A 24818-nucleotide genomic window follows, 5' to 3' on the forward strand; every position below is an offset into this window, starting at 1 on the left:
AGCGGCGCGCCCGAAAAACAGTGCCAAGCGGTACAAGCGCGCGTAACGGATCGTATCCATGAGCGAAATGCAGGTGAAGGAAGCGGTCCGCGCCGTCGCGGGCGAGCGGGCGACGGTGCGGATCGAGGGGCAGCGCATCGGCGTGGTGGTCGATGCGACCGGGCTGGACGCGACCGCGCGCGACGCGCTGGAGGCGAGCGTGCGGATGGCGGCATCGCTGCCCGGATACGAGGTGCGGGTGGTCGTCACCGCCGAGCGGGTCGCGCGGCGGATCGTCGCGGTCGCCAGCGGGAAGGGCGGGGTCGGCAAGTCGACGCTGTCGGCCAATCTGGCGATCGCGCTGGCGCGCGCCGGGCGGCGTACCGGGCTGGTCGATGCCGATATCTACGGCCCGTCGCAGCCGCGGCTGATGGCGGTGGAGGGCATTCGGCCGCAGGCGCGCGACAAGGTGCTGCTGCCGGTCGCGACGCCATATGGCGTGCCGCTGCTGTCGATGGGGCAGCTGGTGGAGCCGGGGCGCGCGATCGCGTGGCGCGGGCCGATGACCGCGGGCGCGCTGGGCCAGCTGGTCGATGCCGACTGGGGCGCGACCGATACGCTGGTGGTCGACCTGCCGCCCGGTACCGGCGACGTCCAGCTGACGATGGTGCAGAAACACCGCCCGGCGGGCGCGGTGATCGTGTCGACGCCGCAGGACTTGGCGCTGATCGACGCGCGCCGCGCGATCGACCTGTTCCAGAAGGCGGGCGTGCCGATCATCGGGCTGGTCGAGAACATGGCCGGCTATGCCTGCCCGCATTGCGGCGAGGTGTCCGATCCGTTCGGGCGCGGCGGCGCGGAGGCGGCGGCGCGCGACGCGGGGATCGCGTTCCTGGGGCGCGTGCCGCTGGACATCGCGATCCGCACCGCGTCGGACGCGGGCCAGCCGCCCGCGGCGGTGGAGGGTGACCGCGTGTTCGCGCCGATCGCGGCGCAGGTGGCGGCGTGGCTGGCGGCGCATTGAGCGGACGCGGATCGAAGGCGGCGCGGCGGCGTTCCCCCCGCGAGGGAGAATCGCCATGCCGTTGACCGCCGATGCCGATATCAAGGCGCTGCTCGAGGAGGTGCGCACCATCGCCCTCGTCGGCGCGTCGGACCGCCCCGACCGCCCGTCCTATGGCGTGATGGCGACGCTGCAGGCGCACGGCTATCGCGTGATCCCGGTCAACCCGCAGATCACCGGCGAGCATGTCCATGGCGAGTTCGTGTTCCGCGACCTGTCGCAGCTGGGCGACCCGATCGACATGGTCGACATCTTCCGCCGGTCGAGCGCGGTCGCCGAGGTGGTGGACGAGGCGATCGCGATCGGCGCGAAGGCGGTGTGGATGCAATTGGGCGTGATCGACCAGGCTGCCGCGGCGCGTGCCGAGGCGGCGGGGCTGAAGGTGGTGATGGACCGCTGCCCGGCGATCGACCTGCCCCGGCTGGGCGTGGCGCCTGTGGGCGAGCGGGCGTGAGCGGCGCGGCGCTGGCGCTGCTGCTGGTCGCGGCGCAGGACGACGGCGCACTGCTGGCCACCGCCGCCAGCCGGCTGTCGGCGATCCCCCACAAGGTCGCGGAGCCGGGCCGCTACCGGATCGACGGCACCCCGCGCGTCGACGACGACAAGGAACGCGCGCTGGGCACCACCGGCGGGCAATGCCAGGTGGTCGGCGCGCGCATGTGCACCAGGCCGCCACGGACATGGTGGCGCGGCGCGCTGCCGCGCTGACCGCGGCTCACCCCACTATCCGCCGGTAGAGCGCAATATAATCGTCGGCCATCCGGTCGATGCTGAACCGGTCGGCGACCGCACGGCGGCAGGCGGCGCGGTCGATCGTCTCAGCCCGCTCGATCGCGTCGATCGCCCCGGCCATGTCGTCCACCAGGAAACCGGTGACGCCGTGTTCGATGATCTCCGGCATCGAACCGCGCCGCGTCGCGATCACCGGCGTGCCGCACGCCATCGCTTCCACTACCGACAGGCCGAACGGCTCGTCGAAGTTGATGAGGTGGAGCAGCGCGCGCGCGCCGCCCAGCGCGCGCACCCGCGCCGCGCCGCCGACCGCGCCGTGATAGCGGATGGTGGTGCCGTCGACCGCGGGCGCGACGTCGCGGTCGTGATAGCCCTGATCCTGCACGATGCCGTACAGGTCGAGCCGCCGCGCGACCGCGCGCGCCGCCGCGATCGCCTCTGCCGCGCCCTTGTCGGGGTGGAGGCGGCCGAAGAACAGCAAATCGTCGCTGCCGGCCGGGTCGAACGCGAAATCGTCCAGCGGGATGCCGTGGTGAATCGTCGCGGCATAGCGCAGGTCCGGGTGCCGGTCCGCGTCGCTGATCGCGACATAGTGCACGCGGTCCTGATAGGGCGCGTACATCGGCAGGATGCGGTCGGACGAGAAGCCGTGGATCGTCGTCACCATCGGCGTATCGACCAGCGGGGCGAAGGCGTGCGCGGGGAAATCCGCCTGGTTGTGGATCAGGTCGAACCGATCGCCTTGCGCGAACAGGTGCGACAGGTGGCGATATTCCCACACCTTCGCGTCGATCGACGGGTCTTCGGAATAAGGCGCGGGCACCACCCCGTCGAGCGTCGCGGCGGTCACGCTGTCGAGCGTCGCGAACAGCGTCACGTCCACCCCGCGCGCGACCAGTGCCTCGGTCAGCAGGCTGGTGACCAGTTCCCACGGTCCGTAATGGCGCGGCGGCGTGCGCCACGCGATCGGGGCAAGCATGGCGATCTTCATGGCTATTGGTCCTTTGTCCTTCACGCCACCCCGGCGAGGGCCGGGGTGGCGGTCAGCGGATGATGATCCCTTCGTCGGCGCGAAGGGTCTCGTGCGCCGAACCGGGCAGGGTGGACAGCAGCACCTCGCCCCCGAACGGCAACGGTTTCGCCTCATGGGTCAGGTTCAGCGCCACGCGCAGCACCGCATCGCCGTGCCGCCGTTCGAACGCCAGCACGCCATCGCTCGCATCCAGCAACCGGAAATCCCCCACCGACAGCGCCGGATGCGCGCGGCGTAGCGCCAGCAGCCGGCGATACAGCGTCAGCATCGACCCCGCGTCGCCGTCCTGCGCGGCGACGTTGCGGGTGCGCCAGTCGGGATTGAGCGGCAGCCACGGCTCGGCGGTGCTGAAACCGGCATGCGGCGCCGCGTCCCACGGCATCGGCGTACGCGACCGGTCGCGGCCGATGCCGATGCCGGGCTGACGCAGCTCCTGCGGATCGCGGACGCGGTCGGGCGGGATATCGACCTGGCCGATCCCGATCTCGTCGCCCTGATACAGCGTCGGCGTGCCGCGCAGCGTCAGCAGCAGCATCGCCGCGACGCGCGCCTGCGCCTCCCCGACGCGCGCGGCGATGCGCGGGGCGTCGTGGCTGCCGATCACCCAATTGGGCCAGCCGTGCGGCGGCAGCGACGCCTCGTAGGCGGCGATCATCTCGCGAAGCCCCGCGGCGTCCCAGCCGTTCTCGATCAGCTGGAAATTGAACGGCAGGTGCACCTGCGGCCGCGCGCGCGTGCCGTACCAGCGCGCGTGGCGATCGTTGGGCAGGAAGATCTCGCCGATCAGCACGCGATCGCCGCCATAGCCGTCGGCGATCGCGCGCATCTCGGCCGCTATCGCATGCGCCTCCGGCTGGTCGGTGGAATGCCGCTGGATCAGCCGGTCGCGCTCGGTGATGCCGGGGCGCCAATAGGGGTTGGGCGGATTGTCCGGGAAACCCTCCGCCTTGACGATATGCCACAGCACGTCGATGCGGAAACCGTCGACGCCGCGATCGAACCAGAAGCGCATGACGTCGAACATCGCCGCCTTCACCGCCGGGTTGCGCCAGTTGAGGTCGGGCTGCTGCTTCAGGAAGGCGTGCAGGTAATATTGGCCGGTTGCGGCGTCATATTCCCACGCCGATCCGCCGAAATCGCTGATCCAGTTGTTGGGCGGCCCGCCATCGGGGGCGGGATCGCGCCAGATATACCAGTCGCGCTTCGGGTTCGTGCGGTCGGCGCGGCTTTCGACGAACCACGGGTGGCGGTCCGAACTGTGGTTGGGGACGAAATCGAGCAACAGCTTCAGCCCATGCGCATGGGCCGCCGCCAGCAACCGGTCGAACGCGGCGAGATCGCCGAACAGCGGATCGACGTCGCGATAATCCGCCACGTCATAGCCGAAATCGGCCATCGGCGACGGGAAGATCGGCGACAGCCAGATCGCATCGACCCCCAGCGCGGCGATATGGTCCAGCCGGCGTTCGATCCCCGCCAGATCGCCGACCCCGTCGCCGTCGCTGTCCTGGAACGAGCGCGGATAGACCTGATACACCGTCCCGCGCCGCCACCACGGCATGTCGTCCGCCACCCGCCTCACCCCTTCGCTGCGTCGGGGCAGATAACCGCCGAGCGGGGCAAGCGTTCATGTCTGCTGCGTAACATTGTGCTTCCCAACGGGGTCGGACGCGGAACAAAGCGGTGCCGGTTCCTTTCTGCCTGATGAACGGGGACGGACAGGGGGTACCGCGCGGCGTGGGTTCGGGGCGGCAATCGATCTTCTCGACATTCGGCGCGGAGGCGGAGACGCTGGCCGGGCTGACGTGGTGGATGACCGCGGGGGCGGTGGTGATCTTCGTCGCGGTGGCGACGCTGATCCTCATGGCCCTGCGCGCGCGCCGCAACGCGATCACCCATCGGCAGGGGATGCGGCTGGTGCTGTGGGCTGGCGGCGTCGTGCCGACGGTGGTGCTGCTGTCGCTGCTGGTGTCGACGCTGCCGCAGATGCGCCCGATCGCGGTTGCGCCCGGCGACCTGCGCGTGACGGTGGAGAGCGAGCAATTCTGGTGGCGCATCCGCTACCGCCCGCCCGGCGCGGCTGAACTGGTGACCGCCAACGAACTGCGCGTCCCCGTCGGGCGCACCGTCGCGCTGGAGCTGGAGGCGGGCGACGTCCTGCACAGTTTCTGGGTGCCGGGGCTGGCGGGCAAGATGGACATGGTGCCCGGGCGCACCAACACGCTGGTGGTACGCGCGACCCGCGCGGGGCGTTTCCGCGGGCAATGCGCCGAATTCTGCGGGTTGAGCCATGCGCTGATGGCGTTCGACGTGATCGCGATGGAGCCGGCGGCGTTCGACCGCTGGCTGGCGGAGCGGCGCGGCCCGGCGCGTGACGGTGCCGCCACCGATCCGGGCGCGCGCGCCTTCGCCGCTTATGGCTGCGCGGCGTGCCATGCGGTGCGCGGCACGGCGGCGGCGGGCACGATCGGCCCCGACCTGACGCATATCGGCGCCCGCACGACGCTGGGCGCGGGCATCCTGCCGATGGACACGGAGCATCTGCGCCGCTTCGTGAAGGATGCCCCGGCGGTGAAGCCGGGCGCGCGGATGCCCGCCTATCCGCACATGACGAACGACGACGCGACCGCGATCGCGCGCTGGCTGGAATCGCTGACATGAGCCTTCACGCACAGGACGATCCGCAGCTGCGCGCCGATCAGGAACAGCGGCTGCGCACCGTCTGGGCGCCGCCGACCGGCTGGTTCGGGCGCTGGACCGACGTCAATAACAACCGCGTCGGCGTATGGTACACGCTGACTGCGTTCACCTTCATGCTGTTCGCGGGCGTGCTGGCGCTCATCATGCGCACGCAGCTGGCCGCGCCGGGCAACGACCTGGTGTCCGCATCGACGTTCAACCAGCTGTTCACGCTGCACGGCTCGATGATGATGTTCCTGTTCGCGGTGCCGATGTTCGAGGCGGTGGCGGTGATCCTGCTGCCGCAGCTGCTGGGCGCGCGCGACCTGCCGTTCCCGCGGCTGTCGGCGTTCGGTTACTGGAGCTTCCTGATCGGCGGCGTGTTCGTCGCCGGGTCGATCTTCTTCAATGCCGCGCCCGACGGCGGGTGGTTCATGTACCCGCCGTTCACGACGCGCACCGACCTGTCGGGGCTGGGTGCCGACATCTGGATGCTCGGCCTCAGCTTCATCGAGGTGTCGTCGGTCGCCGCGGCGGTGGAACTGATCGTCGGCGTGCTCAAGACGCGGCCGCCGGGGATGCGGCTGAACCTGATGCCGCTGTACGCCTGGTACATCCTGGTCGTGGCGGTGATGATCCTGTTCGCCTTCCCGCCGCTGATCGCGGGCGACCTGCTGTTCGAGATGGAGCGGCTGCTCGGCTGGCCGTTCTTCGATGCGGCGAAGGGCGGCGACGCGATCCTGTGGCAGCACCTGTTCTGGATCTTCGGCCACCCGGAAGTCTATATCGTCTTCCTCCCCTCGATCGCGCTGTTCGCGATGATGGTGCCGACGTTCGCGCAGCGCCACCTGCTGGGCTATCCGTGGATCGTGCTGGCGGCGGTGGGGACGGCGTTCCTGTCGTTCGGGCTGTGGGTCCACCACATGTTCACCACCGGGCTGCCCAAGATCAGCCTGGCGTTCTTCTCCGCCGCGTCCGAGGCGGTGGCGATCCCCACCGGCATCCAGATCTTCGTGTTCATCGCGACGATGTGGGCCGGGCGGGTCACCTGGTCGACGCCGCTGCTCTACGCCTTCGGGTCGATCGCGATCTTCGTCATCGGCGGGCTGACCGGGGTGATGGTGGCGATCGCGCCGTTCGACTGGCAGGCGCACGACACCTATTTCATCGTCGCGCACCTGCATTACGTGCTGATCGGCGGCACGCTGATTCCGCTGATGGGCGGGCTGTATTATTACTGGCCGCTCATCACCGGAAAGAAGCTGTCCGACCGGATCGGGCGCACCGCCTTCTGGTTCCAGTTCGTCGGCGCGAACCTGACGTTCTTCCCGATGCACTTTTCGGGGCTGATGGGGATGCCGCGGCGCGTGTTCACCTATCCGGCGGAGCTGGGGGTGGGCGGGCTGAACATGGCGTCCACGATCGGGTCGTACGTGTTCGCGATCGGCGTGCTGCTGGTGTGCGTCGACCTGGCGCGTAGTCCGTGGCGGCAGAAGTCGCCGCGCAACCCGTGGAACGCCGGCACGCTGGAATGGCTGGCGCACCCGGATGACGAGGATTGGGGCATCCGTTCCGTGCCCCTCATCACCAGCCGCTATCCGATCTGGGACCAGAAGAATTTCGTGCGCAACGTCGACGAAGGCCGCTTCTTCCTGCCCGACGCGCCCGAGGGCCGGCGCGAGACGATCATCACCAGCGTGCTGGACGCGCGCCCGGTGCAGGTGATCCGGCTGGGCACCCCCAGCGCCAAGCCGATGGCGACCGCGGCGGCGCTGGGCAGCGTGTTCATCCTGACGACCTATCATCTCTATTGGTGGGCGTTGGCGGGCGCGGTGGCGACGCTGTCGATGGTACTGTGGTGGCTGTGGACCGGCACCGCGGAGATCCCGGAGAATGAGGAGAAGTCGATCGGCCACGGGCTGAAGGTGCCGCTCTACTGCTCGGGCGGATCGTCGGCGGGCTGGTGGGCGATGTTCATCACGATGATGGCGGACGCCACCGCCTTCTCCGGGCTGGTCTTCGGCTATTATTTCTTCTGGACCCGTCATGACGATTTCCCGCCGAGCGGGCCGGGGATGGACGGGCCGGGCGCGTTCTGGCCGATGGCGGCGCTGGCGATCACGCTGGCGTCCTGGGCGATGACGGTCGCCGCGCGCGAACTGAATGCGCGTGGGGCCGAGGGCGCGGCGCGCGGATTGCTTGGCGTCGGCGCGCTCGCCTCGCTGGCCGCGATCGGTGCGGGGCTGGCGGGGCCGATGACGACGGGGCTGGAACCCTCGCTCCACGTCTATCCCGCGATCGTGTGGACGCTGGTGCTGTGGACCGTCGCGCACAATGGCGTCGGCGCGATCATGCAGCTGTACACGCTGGCGCGCAGCATCGCGGGGCGGATGACCCCGCGGTACGACGCGGACGTGCGCAACATCACCGTCTACCATCATTTCATGGCACTGACCGCGATCGTCACCTACGCCACGATCGGGCTGTTCCCGGGGGCGGGATCGTGAAGAACGAAAGCCCCCACGGCGATCGCCCCGGCGGCCTGCGCGCACGCATCCTGGCGCTGCGCGTCACCTTGTGGACGCTGATCGTCCCCCCGACCGTGTGGGCGGTGCATTTCCTGTTCTGCTATTTGTGGGTGTCGGTCAGCTGCGCGAAGCTTGGGCAGTTCCCGCGCTTCACCACCGCCTTCGTCATCGGCACCGGCGTGGCGCTGGCGATCATCGTCGCGGCCGGGGCGATCGCCTGGGTCCAGTCGCGCACCCCCGGCGATCCGCCCCCGCATGACGAGGGTACCGATATCGACCGGCTGCGCTTCATCGCCAAATCGACGCTGCTGCTGGCGGGGCTGAGCTTCGTCGCGGTGGTGTTCACCGCCGCGCCCGCGCTGATGCTGACGGACTGCCGGTGAGCGCGGCGGGCTGGATCGTCGCCGCGCTGTCGGCGGTGCTGGCGATGGCCGGGCTGGGGATGACCGGGCATATGATGGCGCACATGGCCGCGGTCGCGGTCGCCGCGCCGCTGATCGCGCTCGGCCGGCCGTCGCATGGCGGGGCGGCGGGCGCGCCGCTGGCGTGGGCGATGGCGGAATTCGCGATCGTCTGGTCGTGGCACGCGCCCGCGCTGCGTGCGCTGGCGGATGCGCATCTGGCGGTCGCACTGGTGGAACAGGCGCTGTTCCTGGGCGTGGGCATCGCGCTGTGGCGATCGGCGCTGGCGCAGCCGGCGGCGGGGGTGGCGGCATTGCTGGTCACGTCGATGCACATGACGCTGCTGGGCGTGCTGATCGGGCTGGCGGGCCGTCCGCTGTACATGATGATGGCGATGCACCCCGCGCCGGGGCTGGACGCGCTGGCGGACCAGGCGCTGGGCGGGGTGGTGATGCTGGTGGTCGGCGGCGCGAGTTACTGCCTGGGCGGGCTGTGGCTGCTCGGCACGATCCTGAAGGAGCGCAGGGCGGCATGACGATCCGGCTGACGTGGAAGCGCATCGTGGCGGTGCTGGCCGGGCTGGCGGTGGCGGGGCTGCTGTTCGCCTGGTCGGGGGTGATGAACATCGCCGCCTCGTCGGGGCATTGGGCGATCACAGACTGGTTCCTGCACTGGACGATGCGCAATTCGGTGAAGACGCACGCCTTTTTCGATTCGCCGGAGGATGTCATCGCCACCGACGGCCAGCTGGTCAGCGCGGCGGGGCATTTCGCCGCCGCCTGCGCCACCTGCCACGGCGCGCCGGGGCAGCGGCCCTCGCCGGTGATGCAGAAAGCGACGCCGCCCGCGCCCGACCTGACCGATCCGGCGCTGAAGAACAAATGGACCGACGCGCAACTGTTCTACATCCTGCGCCACGGGGTGAAGTTCACCGGGATGCCGGCATGGGGCGCGGCCGGGCGCGATGACGAGATCCGGCGGATGGTCGCCTTCGTCCGCCGCCTGCCGACGCTGTCGCCCGCGCAGTATCGCGCGCTGACCGGGATGGCGACGGGCGCGGGCACCACGGGGGCGCCCGCGCTGGGCGACAATGTCCTGGCCGGCTGTGTTGCGTGCCACGGCGCGGACGGGCGCGGGCGCGGGCAGCGCGACATACCGGTGCTGGGCGGGCAGAACCCGCGCTACCTGGAACAGGCGCTTCGCGATTACGCCAGTGGTACGCGCGCCAGCGCGGTGATGGCCAATGCCGCCGCGACGCTGACCGCGCAGGAACGCCGCGCGCTGGCGCGGCATTTCGCGGCGCTGCCCGGGCTGGGCACTGCCGCCCCCGCCGGTGGCGACGCGCGGGTACGCACGATCGTGATGCGCGGCCTGCCCGAACGCCAGCTGCCCGCCTGCGCCGGCTGTCACGCGCCGGGCAAGGCGCAGCCGGTGCTTGCCGGGCAGCGCGCCTCCTATCTGGCGCAGCGGTTGCGGCAGTGGCGGCACGACGATGCGACGATCGACGCGCGCCAGCCGCAGGACGCGATGGCGGTGATTGCCCGACGTATCCCCGACGATATGGTCGAGCCGCTGGCGCGGTACTTCGCCGGGGTCGAGGCGCCGCGCGGCCGATAGGCTCGTCATCCCGGCGAAGGCCGGGATCTCCCGATGATCGCGCGGCGCCGGCGCCGCGTGAGGCGCCGGCCTTCGCTGGACCCACATGTATGCCGCGTGGTCCTGTCTACCAGCGGCCGACCGCATCGCAGCGCCGGCTGGCCGCTGCATGAAAATATTTTTGTTCGCGCGACGTTCTCTTGCAATCGGCGAACCCCGCGGAAGTCCGTGCGTCGCAGAGTCCGCCCCGCCGCGCCGGCCAGCGTAAGGTCCGGTAACGGCCGTTTTTACCGACTTGCCTGCCCCGGCGATCTGCCACAATCTGTAGAGGTCAGGTTCGGGGGCGAACCCAAGTTATGGTAGAACGGCGGCGACGACCCCATATGGGATCGGACGCCGCGACCGCCGCCGGGGACGACGGGCGATCACGGTTTGTTCTCAACGGTTTGCCCTGTTAGAGTCGGTGCATCGGCATCGATTCGCCGGAACGGTACGGGAACGCGGGAGCGGTGCGAGCATGGATTTCAAAGGGACGGACGGCGAGGCGATGACCACCGACACGATCGAGGCGGCGACCACGGGCGCCGCCGCCGCAGAGGCGACCAAAGGCGTGCTGGCCAAGCCCTATCCGGTCGAGGTCGATCACGGGCGCGACGCGCTGCTGACCGATTTCGGCAAGGAAACGCTGAAGGACCGCTACCTCCTGCCGGGCGAAAGCTTCCAGGACCTGTTCGTCCGCGTGGCCAGCGCCTATGCCGACGATGCCGCGCACGCGCAGCGCATCTACGACTATATCTCGCGGCTGTGGTTCATGCCGGCGACGCCGGTGCTGTCCAACGGCGGCACCGGGCGCGGGCTGCCGATCAGCTGCTATCTCAATTCGGTGCCCGACAGCCTCAACGGCATCGTCGACACCTGGAACGAGAATGTCTGGCTCGCCTCGCGCGGCGGCGGCATCGGCACCTATTGGGGCAATGTGCGCGGCATCGGCGAGCCGGTCGGCCTCAACGGCAAGACCAGCGGGATCATCCCGTTCGTGCGCGTGATGGACAGCCTGACGCTCGCGATTTCGCAAGGATCGCTGCGCCGCGGCTCGGCGGCCTGCTACCTCGACATCTCGCACCCCGAGATCGAGGAGTTCCTGGAGATCCGCAAGCCGTCGGGCGATTTCAACCGCAAGGCGCTGAACCTGCACCACGGCGTGCTGATCCCCGACGCCTTCATGGAAGCGGTGCGCGACGGCGCCGAATGGGAGCTGAAGAGCCCCAAGGACCAGACCGTGCGCGGCAAGGTGGACGCGCGCGCGCTGTTCCAGAAGCTGGTCGAGACCCGGCTGGCGACCGGCGAGCCGTACATCGTCTTCGCCGACCATGTGAACAATTCGATGCCCAGGCACCATCGCGAGCTGGGGCTGAAGGTATCGACGTCGAACCTGTGCAGCGAGATCACGCTGCCGACGGGCAAGGATCACCTCGGCAACGATCGCACCGCAGTGTGCTGCCTGTCGTCGCTCAACCTGGAAACCTGGGACGAGTGGAAGGACGAGAAGGGCTTCGTCGAGGACGTGATGCGCTTCCTCGACAACGTCCTGCAGGACTATATCGACCGCCACGAACCGGGGATGGAGCGTGCCGCCTATTCCGCCGCGCGCGAACGGTCGGTCGGGCTGGGGGTGATGGGCTTCCACTCCTTCCTCCAGGCGCGCGGGCTGCCGTTCGAAGGCGCGATGGCCAAGAGCTGGAACCTGCGGATGTTCAAGCACATCAATGCGCAGGTGAACCAGGCGTCGATGACGCTCGCGGCGGAGCGCGGGCCGTGCCCCGACGCCGCCGACGTCGGCGTGATGGAGCGGTTCTCGTGCAAGATGGCGATTGCGCCCACCGCGTCGATCAGCATCATCTGCGGCGGGACCAGCGCGTGCATCGAGCCGATCCCGGCGAACATCTACACCCACAAGACGCTGTCGGGCAGCTTCGCGGTCAAGAACCCGTATCTGGAAAAGCTGCTGTCCGAAAAGTCGAAGAATTCCGACGCGGTGTGGAATTCGATCCTGGAACATGGCGGGTCGGTCCAGCACCTCGACTTCCTCAGCCAGGAAGAAAAGGATTGCTACAAGACCTCGTTCGAGATCGACCAGCGCTGGCTTCTGGAACTGGCCGGCGACCGTGCGCCGTTTATCGACCAGGCGCAGTCGCTCAACCTGTTCATCCCCGCCGACGTCGAGAAATGGGACCTGCTGATGCTCCATTTCCGCGCCTGGGAACTGGGCATCAAGTCGCTCTACTACCTGCGCTCCAAGTCGGTGCAGCGCGCCGGCTTCGCGGGCGGGGTGGAAAACGACAATACGATCGAAAAGCCGAAGTACGAATTCGGCGAAAGCACCGATTACGACGAATGCCTGGCGTGTCAGTGAGGTGGCGGGGCATCCTCGCCCGTTGATCCCCTCTCCCCTTGTGGGAGAGGGAGGGGCCCGCCCGGCGCAGCCGGGTGGGAGGGTGAGGGGGAATGCGGAAGGCCTGACGAAACGCCAGCTTTTGCCGCCGGATGCCGTCGTGCGATCACGGGCGTTGCGGCGCGGCGCTGGAGAACCCGAGCGGCTTTTGTGGCGCGCGCTGCGTTCCGTGCTGCCACAGGCCCAGTTTCGCCGGCAGGTTCCGTTCGGTCCGTATCATGTCGATTTCTGTTCACATGCGGCACGTCTGGTCGTCGAGGTGGATGGAGACGACCATGCGGCCAAGCAGCAAGGGGACGCGGTTCGAACCAGCTTCCTCCACGATGAAGGTTACGACGTGATCCGTTTCGGCAATGCAGACGTGATGGCGAATCTGGACGGCGTCCTCGCAGCGATCGCGGCGCGGATCGCGCATAAAAAAGGGGGCCGCCCATGACGGACGGCCCCCTCACCCTCCCACTGCCTGCGGCAGCGGGCCCCTCCCTCTCCCACAAGGGGAGAGGGGTAGGTCACTCATTCCGCTTCTTCGAACATGTCCTGCGCGTTCTGCGCGGTCGCGGACAGGCGCACCGTGTCGCCCTCCACCTCGGCCACCAGGCCGAGCGGGATGTAGTGATGCTTGGCGCCCTGGCCGTCCTGCGTCTGCGGGCTGTCGTTCTTCGTCAGTTTGATGCGGTCGCCGTCGACGTGATCGACCGTTCCGACATGCACGCCGTCGGCACCGACGACCTTGGCATGTTCCTTGATCTGGCTGGCATCGGCCATCGTCATTCTCCTTCGGGGGTTGATCCGCTGGCGCAACGCATAGGCGCGGAGTTGGTGGCATGACGCTCGACACGCTGCCGCTGGAAAGCGCCATCATGTTCGCGGTCGCCGCGGTGTTGGTGCTGGTCGGCGCATGGCTGCTGCTGCAATTGCGCCACCCGCAGGGGCCGGCGCGCGTCTATGTCTATCGCATGGTCGGCATCATGGCGGTGGCGGGTGGCAGCACGCTGGCGATGAGCGCCGCCGCCATGTGGCAGTGGAGCGCCGCCCCCTGAGCCGCCCCGCATTCCCCGTTTCTTCAAGATTTACCCCGGAGTAGTTCGATGTCCCTCCTTCAAGCATCCAAGCAGTACAAGCCGTTCGAATACCCTTGGGCATACGAATATTGGAAGCGCCAGCAGCAGCTGCACTGGCTGCCCGAAGAAGTGCCGCTGGGCGAGGATTGCCGCGACTGGGCGCAGAAGCTGACCGACCACGAACGCAACCTGCTGACGCAGATCTTCCGCTTCTTCACCCAGGCGGACGTCGAGGTGCAGGATTGCTACCACGAAAAATACGGCCGCGTGTTCAAGCCGACCGAGGTCAAGATGATGCTGACCGCGTTCAGCAACATGGAGACCGTGCATATCGCGGCCTATTCGCACCTGCTCGACACCATCGGCATGCCGGAAAGCGAATATGGCGCGTTCCTGGAATATGCCGAGCTGAAGGACAAGCACGACTATCTCCAGAACTTTGGCGTCGATACCGATGAGGATATCGCGCGCACGCTGGCGATGTTCGGCGGCTTTACCGAGGGCGTGCAGCTGTTCGCGTCGTTCGCGATGCTGATGAACTTCCCGCGCTTCAACAAGATGAAGGGCATGGGGCAGATCGTGTCCTGGTCGGTCCGCGACGAAAGCCTGCATTGCGAGGGGATCATCCGGCTGTTCCACGCCTTCGTGAAGGAGCGCAACTGCCTGACCAAGGCGGTGAAGGACGATATCGCCGACCAGTGCCAGACGACGATCCGGCTGGAGGACGCCTTCATCGACCTGGCGTTCGAGATGGGGCCGGTCAACGGCATGACCGCCAAGGATATCAAGAAGTATATCCGCTACATCGCCGACTGGCGTCTGGGGCAATTGGGGCTGAAGCCGATCTACATGATCGACGAACATCCCATCCCGTGGCTGACCCCGCTGCTCAACGGCGTCGAGCACGCCAATTTCTTCGAGACGCGCGCCACCGAATATTCGAAGGCCGCGACGAAGGGGCAGTGGAACGACGTGTGGGACGCGTTCGACAAGCGCCAGAAGGCCAAGGGCGCGCGCGCCGCGGACGAGGATCCGGCCGAGATCGGCGACATGTTCAGCCGCGCGGGCGTCGCCGCGGAGTGACGCCGCGGCGGGCGACGGGGGCCGATGCGGCGCCCGTCACCCGCGCCGGTCAGGCCGCGTTCGCTCCCGCCACCAGCGGCGGCGTCTGCTGGTGCTGGACCACGCGCCAGTCCTTGTGCGTGACGCGGCGATAGGTCGAGGTACAGTGCGCGATGTAATCATCGCCGTCCGCGCGGGCGGCGGTGGCGGTATAGGCGACGACGATCAATCCTTCCTGCGGACGGGCGACACGCCGGTCGGCGAAGGCGACCCGGTCCCAGCGCGGGGTCGCGCTGACCGCGTCGGTGGCATGCTCACCCGTCAGGACGAACGGCGGGGTGGGCAGCACCATCAGGCATTCCGGGTCGATCGCCTCCTGGTAATGCGCCGCGTCGGCGGTCCACAGGCTTTCCTCGAAGGCCCAGATGCGGTCGTCGTCCATGCCGTCTCTCCATCGGTGTCGGGCGACAGCGATCGACCGTGCGCTCGGTTCCGGCGGGCGCGGTCAGGGGCGCGCGGGCAACACCCAGCTGCGCTTGCCTGCGGGATCGAGCACCAGCGTCACCTGCCGGATCAACGGCAGGCCGATATTGGCGATGTCCCCCAGGAAGCTGACCTCCGGATCGTGCAGCGTCAGCGGCCCGATGCGGATCGTGCCACGGATGCGCCCGCCCCACACCTCGCCGCTGTTGCTAATAGAGGTGTAGCTGCCGACGACCTTCGCGGGTTCGTACAGCGGCACGGTGCGCATCATCGCGACCGGCAGGCTGAGCGCGGCGTCATAGCCGGTATCGACATGCGCCGGGATCGACGATCCGCCGGGCAGCACCAGCGCGATCGTGGCGATCCCGCCGACATAGGAGGTGGCGGGGCCGGCGGGCGGGGTGGCGGTGGTGCGCGGGGTCAGCCGCACCTGCGACCGCGCCAGATCGACCGCGACCAGGCTGTCGGTGAAGATTTCCGACGATATGATCCCGACCGCGTCGTCGGGATCGAACGGCGATACCGCCGCCTCGATCGTGCCCACCGCCAGGCCTCCCAGCCGCACGCCGGGGATGCGCACCATCGGCAGCCGCCGCGTCCGGCCCGACGTGCCGTCCACCTCGATCGCGGTGCCCGACCGGCGCAGGCGGTGGCGGCGGACCAGCACCGGGTCGATCGTGTTGCCGTCCGATCCGGTATCGAACACCATCGGCACCGGCTCGCCAGCGCCGATCCGCATCAGCGCGATCACGCGGCCTTCCGACTGGTAGAGCGGGATGATGCGTGGCGGCGCTTTGGCGGGGACGGCGGCGGCGGGTGCCCCCTGGGCGATGGCAGGGGCCGTGAGCAGAACGCCGAATAGAAAGGCGAAACGGATCACGGGCGGCCTCCTCATGGTGAGAGGGCCGGTGTGCCACGAACGAAAACATTTGTAAACGTACGGCCGGTCCAAGGCCGCGCGGGGTCAGCGAATCAGGCCAAGCCCGACCAGTTCGGATCGCAGCGTCGCGGCATCGCGGAACAGATGCGACCGGATCCCCAGCGCGCTGGCCCCCGCGACATTGGCGGCATTGTCGTCGATGAAGAACGCCTGATCCGCGCGCAGCCCAAATCGGTCCAGCGCCAGGCGGAAGATCGCGGCGTCCGGCTTCACCAGTTTCTCGTCGCCCGACACCACGATGTCGCGGAACCGGTCGAACATCGCCGCCTCCCGCGCGCGGAACGGTGCGAAGAACTCGCCGGAAAAGTTGGTGATCGCGAATAGCGGCACGCCGCCCGCGTCCAGTTCGTCGACCAGCGCGACCATGCCCGGCATCGGCCCGGGGATCTGTTCGGAAAAGCGCGGCCCCCACAGCGCGATCATCGCGGCATGTTCGGGGTGCCGCGCGCTCAGCTCCGCCGACGTTTCGGCGAACGGGCGGCCGGCATCGTGCTGGAAATGCCAGTCCTTCGTCGCGACCGTGTCCAGAAACACGTCAAGCGCCTGTTCGTCGTCGAACAGGCGCTCGTAGAGAATCCGAGGATTCCAGTCGTACAGGACGTGCCCGACGTCGAAAATCACCGACGTCGGCATCGTGCCGTCAGTCACCGCGCGGGCGGATCAGCCCTGGCGCGCCTTGAACCGGCGGTTGGTCTTGTTGATGACATAGGTGCGGCCGCGGCGACGGATCACGCGGTTGTCGCGATGACGGTCCTTGAGCGACTTGAGGCTGTTGCGGATCTTCATGGGATGGCTTCTTCAGGTAAATCGTGAAGCGCGGCGCGTAGAGAGCAGCGCCCGGAAAGTCAACCGCGCGTCGCGGCCGCCCGGCGCGATCGGCGACCGTTCGGCGTGCGTGGACCTTGTGGCGAACCCGTGCGTTGCTATGTCGAAACGATCGCCATCGCGGCGGTGCCCGGTGGCGGCGCCGACTGCATTGTTACGGGGTAGTCCATGCGTCGTGCCGTCCTGTTCCCCCTGACCGCCGCGCTGGCGCTGTCCGCCTGCGCCACCGGGCCGCAACGGTTCCCGGTGGAGGCTACGCGCTTCCACTATGATGCGGTGACGCAGCGCGGGACCGTGTCGGTCGAACCGCTGCCCGGCGCGTCGTCGGCCAGCCTCGAGTACAAGACCTATGCCGCCGCGGTTCAGGCCGAGCTGCTGAAGCTGGGCTTCACCAATCCGGCGCCCGGCACCACGGCGCAGTTCATCGTCACCGTCGGCTTCACGCGCACCGACCGCGCGCTGCCGCCGCGACGCTCGCCGATCACGATCGGGCTGGGCGGGGGTGTCGGCGGCGGCGGGTGGCGCAGCGGCGGCGGCGTCGGCGGCGGGGTTAGCTTCCCGGTCGGCGGCAGCGGGGCCGGTCGCGGCGCGATCGTCACCGAACTGGCGGTGCGCATCCGCCAGGGCGGCGATGCCATCTGGGAAGGGCAGGCGCAGTCGCTGACCGACACCAGCGCCCCCGATGCCGATGTCGCATCGGTCGCCGCGCGCCTGGCATCGGCGCTGTTCAAGGACTTCCCCGGCGAATCGGGCCGCACGATCGAGGTGAAATGACCCTGTCCATCAATGCCGCGTTCGACGGCGGGAACATCCGCGTCGTCGCGATCGACGATTCGGGCGACACGCGCCGCTGCGATCTGGAGATTGCGCGCGATCACCAGTCGGACTTCTACCAGTGGTTCTACTTCCGCGCCGCGGGGCTGGCGGGGAAGGCGACGACGTTCCGCATCCTGAATGCGGGGCAGAGCGCCTATCCGTTCGGCTGGCCCGGCTATCGTACGCGCGCGTCGACCGATCTGGCGCACTGGCCGATGATCGACACGCGCTACGCCGACGGCGTGCTGGAATTCGACTGGCCGGCGGGCGGCGGCGACTTGGCGTGGTTCGCCTATTTCGCGCCCTATACGATGGAGCAGCATGCCCGGCTGGTCGCGCGCATCGCCGCGCGCCCCGGCGTGACGCACCGCGAACTGGGGCAGACGCTGGACGGGCAGGCGATCGATTACCTGCGCATCGGCACCGGCGCGAAGCAGGTGTGGCTGTATGCGCGCCAGCATCCCGGCGAATCGATGGCCGAATGGTGGATGGACGGCGCGCTCGACTGGCTGACCAGCGATGCGGCGGCGCCGTTGCTGGCGGCGGCGACGGTCCATGTCGTGCCCAACATGAACCCCGACGGCACCCGCCGCGGGCACCTGCGCACCAATGCGGCGGGGGTGAACCTGAACCGCGAATGGCACGCGCCCAGCGCGGAGCGGTCGCCCGAGGTGCTGTGCGTGCTGGCGGAGATGGACCGCACCGGCGTCGACTTCGCGATCGACGTCCATGGCGACGAGGCGATCGCGGCGAATTTCATCGCCGGGTTCGAAGGCATCCCGTCCTGGACCGAGCGGCAGGGCGCGCTGTTCACCGATTTCGGCCGGCGGCTGGCGGCGCACACCGCCGATTTCCAGACCGAAAAGGGCTATGACAAGGCCGCGCCCGGCAAGGCCAATCTGTCGATGTCGACCAACCAGCTGGCCGAGCGGTTCGGCGCGGTATCGGTGACGCTGGAAATGCCGTTCAAGGATCACGATCCCAACGCGGATGCGACCTATGGCTGGAGCGGCGAGCGGTCGGCGACGCTGGGCGTGTCGTGCCTGGAAGTGTTGACCGGGATGATCGGCGACCTGTAGGGCGGTCGTCGGCGGTAGTGTCGGGCGAGGCGGCGTTCTCCCCTCAGCGAGAACGTTTCGGATATTCCCCCGTCATGCCGGACGTGTTCCGGCATGCATCGGGCCGCGCACGTCCACGCCGCTGATCGGGCGGCCGGCCGGTGCGGGGCCTCATGCCGATACGACGGATGACCCCGTCAGCGGTGACAGTCGATCAGGCGACCGTGGAACGGCTTCACGAGGCCGTTGCAAAGCGTGCAGCTTTGCCCTCTCGGATCGTTCGGGAGTTCCTCGTCCGGCGGCCACCGCCCCTACACATCACATGCCGGCCGGTATGCGGCACGATGGATGTCGGAACAGGTCCGGCATGACGGGAGCGGTGTAGCCGAGGTGTCGCGCGATCGGGGCGACAGTGGCGATTGACGTCAGATCGACCCGCGATCCGCCGCCAGCAGATATGAGAAGAGGTTGCCGAACGCCCGGTGACAGGCGCCCGACAACCCCTAAACATGGTCAGCGGCCGGAGAGCTCCAGCCCGGGAGACCATGCAGGCCTCCGACATTCCGATCGCCGCGTTATCGGGGAGGATACCCCCACGACGATCGACCTGTCAGAAGCGCGTCCCCCGAACGAACTGAACCGACCCCATTGCTGAACCATGAGACATCGGATCACCTCCTTTCGCTGGTTGATAACGAGCGCGATCTGACGACCGCATCGCCAATGTGAGGGGTCCGGGGCGTGCATGCAAGTCTTGTATTGTGCGCGCGTTTCGACGATTCTCGCGCGCCTTGCCGGCGGGGCGTCAGCCGCGGCAATCCTCCACCACGCGCGCCAGCTCCGCCCAGGGCGGCAGCACCGTCGGCGCGGTCCCCGGCTGTTCGATCGTGAACCGCCCGCGCGAAAAGATCATCGCATCCAGCAGCCGGTCGTTGGCCGCCAGCCGCACCGCGACATAGGGCAGCGCGCCGCCGGTCGGCTGCACCGCCAGCGTGCGCGTCATGCTGGTGGTGCGGATCGTGAAGGCGCCCGGCGCGCTGCCGGCGCGCGACAGGTACAGCGCGCGCGCACCCCGGTCGCACCGCACCACCACCGCCGCATCCGCGCCCGCCGCACCGTATAGCGCGCGGCTGCCGCGCGCGTCGCGGTCATAGGTCCAGGTGCCCGGCGTCCACGGCCAGTCCTGCCAGTCCGCGGCCAGGGTGGGGGAGGGGGCCGGCACGGGGACCGGCACCGGGCGCGGCGCCGGCGCGGGCGTCGGCTCGGTACGCGGGACGCACCCCGCGGCGATCAGCGCGGCGAGAACCACGGCGCCGCGCGGCGGAAACGGGCGGAGGGGCGGAAAGCGGGTCACCCCCCGCGCTATGCCGGATTGCCCCGCGCGGCTCAACCGCCGCGGCCGCGCCCCGTCGCGGAACCGGCGCGGCGGACCGGCGGTTTGATCCACAGCAAGTTCGACAGCCGGAGGTTCCATGCCCGACGACACGCCGACCCAGATCCTGGTGCAGGCCAATCTTTCCGAAACGATGAAGGTCGACAGCCGCGACGGCGATCACCTTGGGTCGGTCCATGCCTTCATGGTGCACAAGGCATCGGGGCGCACCACCCATGCGGTGCTGAGCCTTGGCGGTTTCCTGGGGATGGGCAAGAGCTTCTACCCGCTGCCGTTCTCGCTGCTGCAATATGATCCGGTACGCGACGGCTTCGTCGTGACGATCGACCGGCGGATGCTGGAAGGCGGGCCGAGCTGGGCGAACAACGCGCCGGTGTTCGACCAATCCTACGCCGATCGCGTCGCCAGTTACTATCAGGTCGGCGGCGAGAATCTGGCGGTCGGTTGAGGAGCGGGATGATGACGACGACGAAGCGCGACGGCGACAATGCGGTGCAGGAAGCGGTCGAGGAACTGCTGACCGATCCCGATTCACCCGACAAGGGCAACACCAATCCGCCGCAGACCACCGATGCCGAGCCGCAGGACGCGCCGCACCGCGACCGGTAGGCGCGTCACCGGTCCGGCTCGATCACCCATTGATGGTTCTCGATGATCCACGCCGGCACCGCCCGCCCGTCCGCATCGCGTGACGGGCGGTAGCGGAACCGCTGTTCGATCAGGCGGCAGGTGGTGGCGTCCAGCGTCGCATTGCCGCTCGATCGGGTAACGCTGCAATCGCGCACCCGCCCGTCGACCCACACCAGGAACTTGACCGATACGGTCCCCTGGAACCCGGCCTCGCCGACGTCGCCGGGGTAATCGGCATCGCGCAGTCGCCCGCGGACATGCACCGGCGGCGTCTCGTCCATCCCGCTGCCGTCGCCGTCACCCCAGCCGCCGCTGCCGGTCCCGTCGCCCACGCCGCCCGCGCCCGTACCCGGGCCGACGCGGGTCGTCGCTCCCTGAGTCGCGTCGTCACCCGCGAACGGCTTGAGCGCGACGGTGATCGGCGGCGGCGGTAGCGGGACGACGACGATCGGCCGCGGCGCCGCGACCTGCGTCGCCTGCGACCGGATGTTCGGCGGCGCGGCACGCCCCGACGGGCGCGAGACGGCCGTCTTCTTCGGCACGACCTTTTCCGGCGGGCGCGGCGGCGGATCGACGCGAAAGACCGCCAGTCCTTCGTCCAGCGGCACCCGCATCATGCCCCCCGCCAGCCCGGTCAGCAGCGCCCAGCCGATCGCCGAGGTCAGCGCCCCTGCGGCGACCGCCGATCCGATCCGTTCCTGACGCGGTGCTGCGTACATGACCCTCGCGCTAGCGCGCCGCGGCTGAACCCAGGCTGATCCGCCTCACCGCGCTCCGCGCGCGCCGCCGAACTTGCGTTGCGTCTTGCCGAAGCGGGTCTTGCGCGTACCCGGCTTGCCTTCGTTGCTGCGGCCCATCACCGGCGCCTTGTGCTGTTCGACCGGCAGGCCCAGCTCTTCCTGTTCCAGCTGGCGGATTTCGTCGCGCAGGCGGCCAGCCTCCTCGAATTCCAGATCCGATGCGGCCTTGCGCATCTTCTTCTCCAGCTCCTCGATATAGGCGCGCAGGTTGTGGCCGACCATGTGCGGGCGCTGTTCGTCGATCTCGACCGTCACCTGATCCTGCGAGGCGACGTGCGCGATGATGTCGCCGATGTCGCGGCGGATCGTGGTGGGGGTGATGCCGTGTTCGCGGTTGTACGCCTCCTGCTTTTCGCGGCGGCGCGCGGTTTCGTTCATCGCGCGCTCCATGCTGCCGGTGATGCGGTCGGCGTACAGGATCACGCGCCCCTCGACGTTGCGCGCCGCGCGCCCGATCGTCTGGATCAGCGACGTTTCGGACCGCAGGAAGCCTTCCTTGTCGGCGTCCATGATGCACACCAGCCCGCATTCGGGGATGTCCAGCCCCTCGCGCAGCAGGTTGATGCCGATCAGCACGTCGTACACCCCCAGCCGCAGGTCGCGGATCAGCTCGATCCGCTCCAGCGTCTCGACGTCGGAATGCATGTAGCGCACGCGCACCCCGGCCTCGTGCATATATTCGGTCAGGTCCTCCGCCATCCGCTTGGTCAGCGTGGTGACGAGCGTGCGGAACCCCTTCTCCGCGGTGGCGCGGCATTCGACGATGCAGTCCTGCACCTGTTCCTCGACCGGGCGGATTTCCACCGGCGGGTCGATCAGCCCGGTCGGGCGGATCACCTGTTCGGCGAAGACGCCGCCGGACTGTTCCATCTCCCACGATCCCGGCGTCGCGGACACGCACACCGTCTGCGGGCGCATCGCGTCCCATTCGTTGAAGCGCAGCGGGCGGTTGTCGATGCAGCTGGGCAGGCGGAAGCCATATTCGGCCAGCGTGATCTTGCGCCGGTGGTCGCCGCGCGCCATCGCGCCGATCTGCGGCACCGTCTGGTGGCTTTCGTCGACGAACAGCAGCGCGTTTTCCGGCAGATATTCGAACAGCGTGGGCGGCGGCTCGCCGGGCAGGCGGCCGGTCAGGAAGCGGCTGTAATTCTCGATCCCGTTGCAACTGCCGGTTGCGGCGATCATCTCCAGGTCGAAATGCGTGCGCTGCTCCAGCCGCTGGCGCTCCAAGAGCTTGCCCTCCGCCTCCAGCTCCTTCAGCCGCTCGGTCAGTTCGTGGCGGATCGCCTCGCTCGCCTGCTTCATCGTCGGGCCGGGGGTGACATAGTGCGAATTGGCATAGACGCGGATCGACGACAGGCTGGCGGCCTTCCGCCCGGTCAGCGGGTCGAATTCGACGATATCCTCGATCTCGTCGCCGAAGAACGACACGCGCCATGCGCTGTCCTCATAATGCGACGGGAAGATTTCGAGGTTGTCGCCCTTCACCCGGAAATTGCCGCGCTGGAACGCGGCGTCGTTGCGCTTGTACTGCAACGCCACCAGCTTGCGCACGATCTCGCGCTGGTCGACCGACTGGCCCTTCTTCAGGTCGAAGATCATCGCCGAATAGGTTTCGACCGAACCGATGCCGTACAGGCACGATACCGATGCGACGATCAGCACGTCGTCGCGCTCCAGGAGCGATCGGGTGGCCGAATGGCGCATCCGGTCGATCGCCTCGTTGATCGAGCTTTCCTTCTCGATATAGGTGTCGGAGCGCGGGACATATGCCTCCGGCTGGTAATAGTCGTAATAACTGACGAAATATTCGACCGCGTTTTCGGGAAAGAAGCTCTTGAACTCGCCGTACAATTGCGCGGCCAGAATCTTGTTGGGTGCCAGGATCAGCGCGGGGCGCTGCAACTGTTCGATCACCTTGGCCATGGTGAACGTCTTGCCCGATCCGGTGACGCCCAGCAGCACCTGGTCGCGCTCCCCCTGGCGCGCGGCGCCGACCAGCTCGGCGATCGCGGTCGGCTGGTCTCCGGACGGCTGATAGTCGCTGACCAGCTTGAACGGCTTGCCGCCCTCCACCTTCTCGGGCCGCTGCGGCCGATGGGGGACGAAGCTGTCGCCGGTTTCCGGCTCGGCAAGGCTGGTGCGGATCTGGATCGCCATATGGGGGAATATGGGGAACATCGCCGCGCACGCAACGACGGTCGGGATGGAAGTGCGCTGCGACCTGTTCGCAAAAAATGCTTGCATCCGCCAAGCCAAGCGTTTCTTGCCATGGACCGGCGCAGCGGCCATCGGCACGCTCGTGAATGGGGCATCCGCGGGCCATGGGGCCGTCGTTACGGTTGCCGCGATGGAGATAGACAGAAGTGAGCATCGATACGGGCGCGCCCGTCCTGATCCCGGAAAATGCCGCGTTCCAGACCGTGGCCGTGAAATGGGTGCGGCACTGGAACGAACATCTGTTCAGCTTCGCGGTCGAGCGGCCGGCGTCGTTCCGCTTCCGCTCGGGCGAATTCGTGATGATCGGCCTGCCGGGCGAGGGCGAGGCGGTGGCGGGCAAGCCGCCCAAGCCGGTCATGCGCGCCTATTCGATCGCCAGCCCGTCCTGGGCCGAGGAACTGGAATTCCTGTCGATCAAGGTGCCGGACGGCCCGCTGACCGGCCGGTTGCAGGCGGTGAAGCCCGGCGACCAGCTGTACATGGGCAAGAAGCCGACCGGTACCCTGGTGCTCGACGCGCTGCTGGGCGGCAAGCGATTGTTCCTGCTGTCGACCGGCACCGGGCTGGCCCCGTTCCTGAGCGTGGCGCGCGACCCGGAGGCGTATGAGCGGTTCGAACAGGTGGTGATCGTCCACGGCGTACGCCGCGTCGACGATCTGGCGTGGCACGACATGCTGAGCGAGCGGCTGGCCGACGATCCGCTGGTGTCCGATCAGGCGGCCGAGCAATTCCACTATCTGCCGTGCGTCACGCGCGAGGAGTTCCACACGATGGGCCGGATCACGACGCTGATCGAGGACGGGCGGCTGTTCGGCGCGCCGCTGGTCGGCGACACGCGCTTCGATCCCGAAACCGACCGCGTCATGCTGTGCGGATCGACCGCGATGATCCGCGAAACCGCGGGTATCCTGGAAGCGGCGGGGCTGACCGAAGGGTCGAACGCCAACCCCGGCCAGTTCGTGATCGAGCGCGCGTTCGTCGATTAAGAACGTCGCCCCAGCGCAGGCAGGGGCCTATCGCTGTGTCGTTCGGCGTTGCGCTCGTAACACGCGGCATCCCGCCTGTG

The 24818-nt window shown here is 68.5% G+C and carries 27 protein-coding genes; 17 read left to right on the forward strand and 10 right to left on the reverse strand.

Annotation, left to right across the window (positions count from 1 at the left end; translation table 11 throughout):
* The first annotated feature begins 58 nt into the window (after window positions 1–58).
* The 3 genes from COA07_RS10265 to COA07_RS10275 are packed head-to-tail and all read left to right on the forward strand — an operon-like array spanning window position 59 to window position 1750.
* Complete coding sequence (locus tag COA07_RS10265) at window positions 59–1003, forward strand: Mrp/NBP35 family ATP-binding protein (protein ID WP_066711511.1); 945 nt, start codon at window positions 59–61, stop codon at window positions 1001–1003.
* Window positions 1004–1058: 55 nt separating this feature from the next.
* On the forward strand, window positions 1059–1496 hold the full coding sequence (locus tag COA07_RS10270; protein ID WP_066711512.1) for a CoA-binding protein: 438 nt from the start codon (window positions 1059–1061) through the stop codon (window positions 1494–1496).
* A complete protein-coding gene (locus COA07_RS10275) occupies window positions 1493–1750 on the forward strand; it encodes a hypothetical protein (RefSeq protein WP_066711513.1) in 258 nt (85 codons plus the stop codon). Before COA07_RS10270 ends, COA07_RS10275 begins: the two co-directional genes overlap by 4 nt.
* 7 nt (window positions 1751–1757) lie before the next feature.
* Here COA07_RS10275 and COA07_RS10280 read toward each other — a convergent pair whose 3' ends face one another.
* Both COA07_RS10280 and COA07_RS10285 read right to left on the reverse strand, forming a co-directional pair.
* Window positions 1758–2765 (reverse strand): glycosyltransferase family 4 protein, encoded by a 1008-nt coding sequence (locus COA07_RS10280; protein ID WP_066711514.1) that lies wholly within the window; start codon window positions 2763–2765, stop codon window positions 1758–1760.
* A 52-nt stretch (window positions 2766–2817) separates the two neighbouring features.
* On the reverse strand, window positions 2818–4368 hold the full coding sequence (locus COA07_RS10285; protein ID WP_066711517.1) for an alpha-amylase family glycosyl hydrolase: 1551 nt from the start codon (window positions 4366–4368) through the stop codon (window positions 2818–2820).
* A 143-nt stretch (window positions 4369–4511) separates the two neighbouring features.
* On the opposite strand from COA07_RS10285, the gene coxB reads away from it, so the two are divergent.
* The 7 genes from coxB (at window position 4512) to COA07_RS10320 (ending at window position 12900) form a co-directional block, all read left to right on the forward strand.
* Window positions 4512–5468 (forward strand): cytochrome c oxidase subunit II, encoded by a 957-nt coding sequence (gene coxB, locus COA07_RS10290; RefSeq protein WP_066711515.1) that lies wholly within the window; start codon window positions 4512–4514, stop codon window positions 5466–5468.
* A complete protein-coding gene (locus COA07_RS10295) occupies window positions 5465–7993 on the forward strand; it encodes a cbb3-type cytochrome c oxidase subunit I (RefSeq protein ID WP_066711516.1) in 2529 nt (842 codons plus the stop codon). Before coxB ends, COA07_RS10295 begins: the two co-directional genes overlap by 4 nt.
* Window positions 7990–8397, forward strand: coding sequence for a hypothetical protein (locus COA07_RS10300; protein ID WP_245842109.1), 408 nt, complete (start codon window positions 7990–7992; stop codon window positions 8395–8397). The genes COA07_RS10295 and COA07_RS10300 overlap by 4 nt, the downstream gene beginning before the upstream one ends.
* Window positions 8394–8951: a cytochrome c oxidase assembly protein gene (locus COA07_RS10305; protein ID WP_245842110.1), complete on the forward strand. Its 558-nt coding sequence runs from the start codon at window positions 8394–8396 to the stop codon at window positions 8949–8951. The genes COA07_RS10300 and COA07_RS10305 overlap by 4 nt, the downstream gene beginning before the upstream one ends.
* The gene (locus COA07_RS10310; RefSeq protein WP_096640945.1) at window positions 8948–10033 is read left to right on the forward strand and encodes a c-type cytochrome; all 1086 of its coding nucleotides are present in this window, start codon (window positions 8948–8950) and stop codon (window positions 10031–10033) included. Before COA07_RS10305 ends, COA07_RS10310 begins: the two co-directional genes overlap by 4 nt.
* A 496-nt stretch (window positions 10034–10529) precedes the next feature.
* Window positions 10530–12425, forward strand: a complete 1896-nt coding sequence (locus COA07_RS10315; RefSeq protein ID WP_066713356.1) for a ribonucleoside-diphosphate reductase subunit alpha — start codon at window positions 10530–10532, stop codon at window positions 12423–12425.
* An 82-nt stretch (window positions 12426–12507) separates the two neighbouring features.
* Window positions 12508–12900: an endonuclease domain-containing protein gene (locus tag COA07_RS10320; protein ID WP_066711704.1), complete on the forward strand. Its 393-nt coding sequence runs from the start codon at window positions 12508–12510 to the stop codon at window positions 12898–12900.
* Window positions 12901–12977: 77 nt separating this feature from the next.
* Here COA07_RS10320 and COA07_RS10325 read toward each other — a convergent pair whose 3' ends face one another.
* Window positions 12978–13229, reverse strand: a complete 252-nt coding sequence (locus tag COA07_RS10325) for a DUF2171 domain-containing protein (protein ID WP_066711712.1) — start codon at window positions 13227–13229, stop codon at window positions 12978–12980.
* Between the two features lie 59 nt (window positions 13230–13288).
* Here COA07_RS10325 and COA07_RS10330 point away from each other — a divergent pair, with 59 nt between their 5' ends.
* Together COA07_RS10330 and COA07_RS10335 are read left to right on the forward strand one after the other, a co-directional pair.
* On the forward strand, window positions 13289–13504 hold the full coding sequence (locus tag COA07_RS10330; protein ID WP_066711705.1) for a hypothetical protein: 216 nt from the start codon (window positions 13289–13291) through the stop codon (window positions 13502–13504).
* Window positions 13505–13552: 48 nt separating this feature from the next.
* Entirely contained in the window at window positions 13553–14608 is a 1056-nt protein-coding gene (locus tag COA07_RS10335) for a ribonucleotide-diphosphate reductase subunit beta (protein WP_066711706.1), read from the forward strand.
* A gap of 49 nt (window positions 14609–14657) precedes the next feature.
* On the opposite strand, the gene COA07_RS10340 is transcribed toward COA07_RS10335, so the two are convergent.
* The 4 genes from COA07_RS10340 to ykgO form a co-directional block, all read right to left on the reverse strand.
* The gene (locus tag COA07_RS10340) at window positions 14658–15029 is read right to left on the reverse strand and encodes a DUF4440 domain-containing protein (protein WP_066711707.1); all 372 of its coding nucleotides are present in this window, start codon (window positions 15027–15029) and stop codon (window positions 14658–14660) included.
* A 63-nt stretch (window positions 15030–15092) separates the two neighbouring features.
* Window positions 15093–15950, reverse strand: coding sequence for an aspartyl protease family protein (locus COA07_RS10345; protein ID WP_066711708.1), 858 nt, complete (start codon window positions 15948–15950; stop codon window positions 15093–15095).
* A gap of 84 nt (window positions 15951–16034) precedes the next feature.
* The gene (locus COA07_RS10350; RefSeq protein ID WP_066711709.1) at window positions 16035–16643 is read right to left on the reverse strand and encodes an HAD family hydrolase; all 609 of its coding nucleotides are present in this window, start codon (window positions 16641–16643) and stop codon (window positions 16035–16037) included.
* A gap of 27 nt (window positions 16644–16670) precedes the next feature.
* Window positions 16671–16796, reverse strand: a complete 126-nt coding sequence (ykgO, locus tag COA07_RS10355) for a type B 50S ribosomal protein L36 (protein WP_003046794.1) — start codon at window positions 16794–16796, stop codon at window positions 16671–16673.
* Between the two features lie 207 nt (window positions 16797–17003).
* Here ykgO and COA07_RS10360 point away from each other — a divergent pair, with 207 nt between their 5' ends.
* Window positions 17004–17609, forward strand: a complete 606-nt coding sequence (locus tag COA07_RS10360) for a DUF4136 domain-containing protein (RefSeq protein ID WP_066711710.1) — start codon at window positions 17004–17006, stop codon at window positions 17607–17609.
* Window positions 17606–18730: a M14 family metallopeptidase gene (locus tag COA07_RS10365; protein ID WP_066711711.1), complete on the forward strand. Its 1125-nt coding sequence runs from the start codon at window positions 17606–17608 to the stop codon at window positions 18728–18730. Before COA07_RS10360 ends, COA07_RS10365 begins: the two co-directional genes overlap by 4 nt.
* A gap of 784 nt (window positions 18731–19514) precedes the next feature.
* Here COA07_RS10365 and COA07_RS10370 read toward each other — a convergent pair.
* Window positions 19515–20063 (reverse strand): hypothetical protein, encoded by a 549-nt coding sequence (locus COA07_RS10370; protein ID WP_245842111.1) that lies wholly within the window; start codon window positions 20061–20063, stop codon window positions 19515–19517.
* Window positions 20064–20181: 118 nt separating this feature from the next.
* On the opposite strand from COA07_RS10370, the gene COA07_RS10375 reads away from it, so the two are divergent.
* A complete protein-coding gene (locus COA07_RS10375) occupies window positions 20182–20550 on the forward strand; it encodes a PRC-barrel domain-containing protein (RefSeq protein ID WP_066711489.1) in 369 nt (122 codons plus the stop codon).
* An 11-nt stretch (window positions 20551–20561) separates the two neighbouring features.
* Window positions 20562–20711 (forward strand): hypothetical protein, encoded by a 150-nt coding sequence (locus COA07_RS18280; protein WP_157085244.1) that lies wholly within the window; start codon window positions 20562–20564, stop codon window positions 20709–20711.
* Between the two features lie 5 nt (window positions 20712–20716).
* On the opposite strand, the gene COA07_RS10380 is transcribed toward COA07_RS18280, so the two are convergent.
* Window positions 20717–21451 carry a TonB family protein gene (locus tag COA07_RS10380; protein ID WP_083956900.1) on the reverse strand — a complete coding sequence of 245 codons (735 nt, stop codon included), beginning with the start codon at window positions 21449–21451 and terminating at the stop codon, window positions 20717–20719.
* Window positions 21452–21496: 45 nt separating this feature from the next.
* A complete protein-coding gene (gene uvrB / locus COA07_RS10385; RefSeq protein WP_066711488.1) occupies window positions 21497–23692 on the reverse strand; it encodes an excinuclease ABC subunit UvrB in 2196 nt (731 codons plus the stop codon).
* Between the two features lie 212 nt (window positions 23693–23904).
* Here uvrB and COA07_RS10390 point away from each other — a divergent pair, with 212 nt between their 5' ends.
* Entirely contained in the window at window positions 23905–24738 is an 834-nt protein-coding gene (locus tag COA07_RS10390; RefSeq protein WP_281254089.1) for a ferredoxin--NADP reductase, read from the forward strand.
* Window positions 24739–24818 lie beyond the last annotated feature (80 nt).

The organism is Sphingomonas adhaesiva (assembly GCF_002374855.1).
Taxonomy (GTDB): domain Bacteria; phylum Pseudomonadota; class Alphaproteobacteria; order Sphingomonadales; family Sphingomonadaceae; genus Sphingomonas; species Sphingomonas adhaesiva.

Excerpts from the sequence above, each read along its gene's own strand:
- COA07_RS10265 (WP_066711511.1), top strand. The coding sequence starts at position 59 with ATGAGCGAAATGCAGGTGAAGGAAGCGGTCCGCGCCGTCGCGGGCGAG.
- COA07_RS10270 (WP_066711512.1), top strand. The coding sequence starts at position 1,059 with ATGCCGTTGACCGCCGATGCCGATATCAAGGCGCTGCTCGAGGAGGTG.
- COA07_RS10280 (WP_066711514.1), bottom strand. The coding sequence starts at position 2,765 with ATGAAGATCGCCATGCTTGCCCCGATCGCGTGGCGCACGCCGCCGCGC.
- COA07_RS10285 (WP_066711517.1), bottom strand. The coding sequence starts at position 4,368 with ATGCCGTGGTGGCGGCGCGGGACGGTGTATCAGGTCTATCCGCGCTCG.
- coxB (WP_066711515.1), top strand. The coding sequence starts at position 4,512 with ATGAACGGGGACGGACAGGGGGTACCGCGCGGCGTGGGTTCGGGGCGG.
- COA07_RS10295 (WP_066711516.1), top strand. The coding sequence starts at position 5,465 with ATGAGCCTTCACGCACAGGACGATCCGCAGCTGCGCGCCGATCAGGAA.
- COA07_RS10310 (WP_096640945.1), top strand. The coding sequence starts at position 8,948 with ATGACGATCCGGCTGACGTGGAAGCGCATCGTGGCGGTGCTGGCCGGG.
- COA07_RS10315 (WP_066713356.1), top strand. The coding sequence starts at position 10,530 with ATGGATTTCAAAGGGACGGACGGCGAGGCGATGACCACCGACACGATC.
- COA07_RS10325 (WP_066711712.1), bottom strand. The coding sequence starts at position 13,229 with ATGGCCGATGCCAGCCAGATCAAGGAACATGCCAAGGTCGTCGGTGCC.
- COA07_RS10330 (WP_066711705.1), top strand. The coding sequence starts at position 13,289 with ATGACGCTCGACACGCTGCCGCTGGAAAGCGCCATCATGTTCGCGGTC.
- COA07_RS10335 (WP_066711706.1), top strand. The coding sequence starts at position 13,553 with ATGTCCCTCCTTCAAGCATCCAAGCAGTACAAGCCGTTCGAATACCCT.
- COA07_RS10340 (WP_066711707.1), bottom strand. The coding sequence starts at position 15,029 with ATGGACGACGACCGCATCTGGGCCTTCGAGGAAAGCCTGTGGACCGCC.
- COA07_RS10350 (WP_066711709.1), bottom strand. The coding sequence starts at position 16,643 with ATGCCGACGTCGGTGATTTTCGACGTCGGGCACGTCCTGTACGACTGG.
- ykgO (WP_003046794.1), bottom strand. The coding sequence starts at position 16,796 with ATGAAGATCCGCAACAGCCTCAAGTCGCTCAAGGACCGTCATCGCGAC.
- COA07_RS10360 (WP_066711710.1), top strand. The coding sequence starts at position 17,004 with ATGCGTCGTGCCGTCCTGTTCCCCCTGACCGCCGCGCTGGCGCTGTCC.
- COA07_RS10365 (WP_066711711.1), top strand. The coding sequence starts at position 17,606 with ATGACCCTGTCCATCAATGCCGCGTTCGACGGCGGGAACATCCGCGTC.
- COA07_RS10375 (WP_066711489.1), top strand. The coding sequence starts at position 20,182 with ATGCCCGACGACACGCCGACCCAGATCCTGGTGCAGGCCAATCTTTCC.
- COA07_RS18280 (WP_157085244.1), top strand. The coding sequence starts at position 20,562 with ATGACGACGACGAAGCGCGACGGCGACAATGCGGTGCAGGAAGCGGTC.
- COA07_RS10380 (WP_083956900.1), bottom strand. The coding sequence starts at position 21,451 with ATGTACGCAGCACCGCGTCAGGAACGGATCGGATCGGCGGTCGCCGCA.
- uvrB (WP_066711488.1), bottom strand. The coding sequence starts at position 23,692 with ATGGCGATCCAGATCCGCACCAGCCTTGCCGAGCCGGAAACCGGCGAC.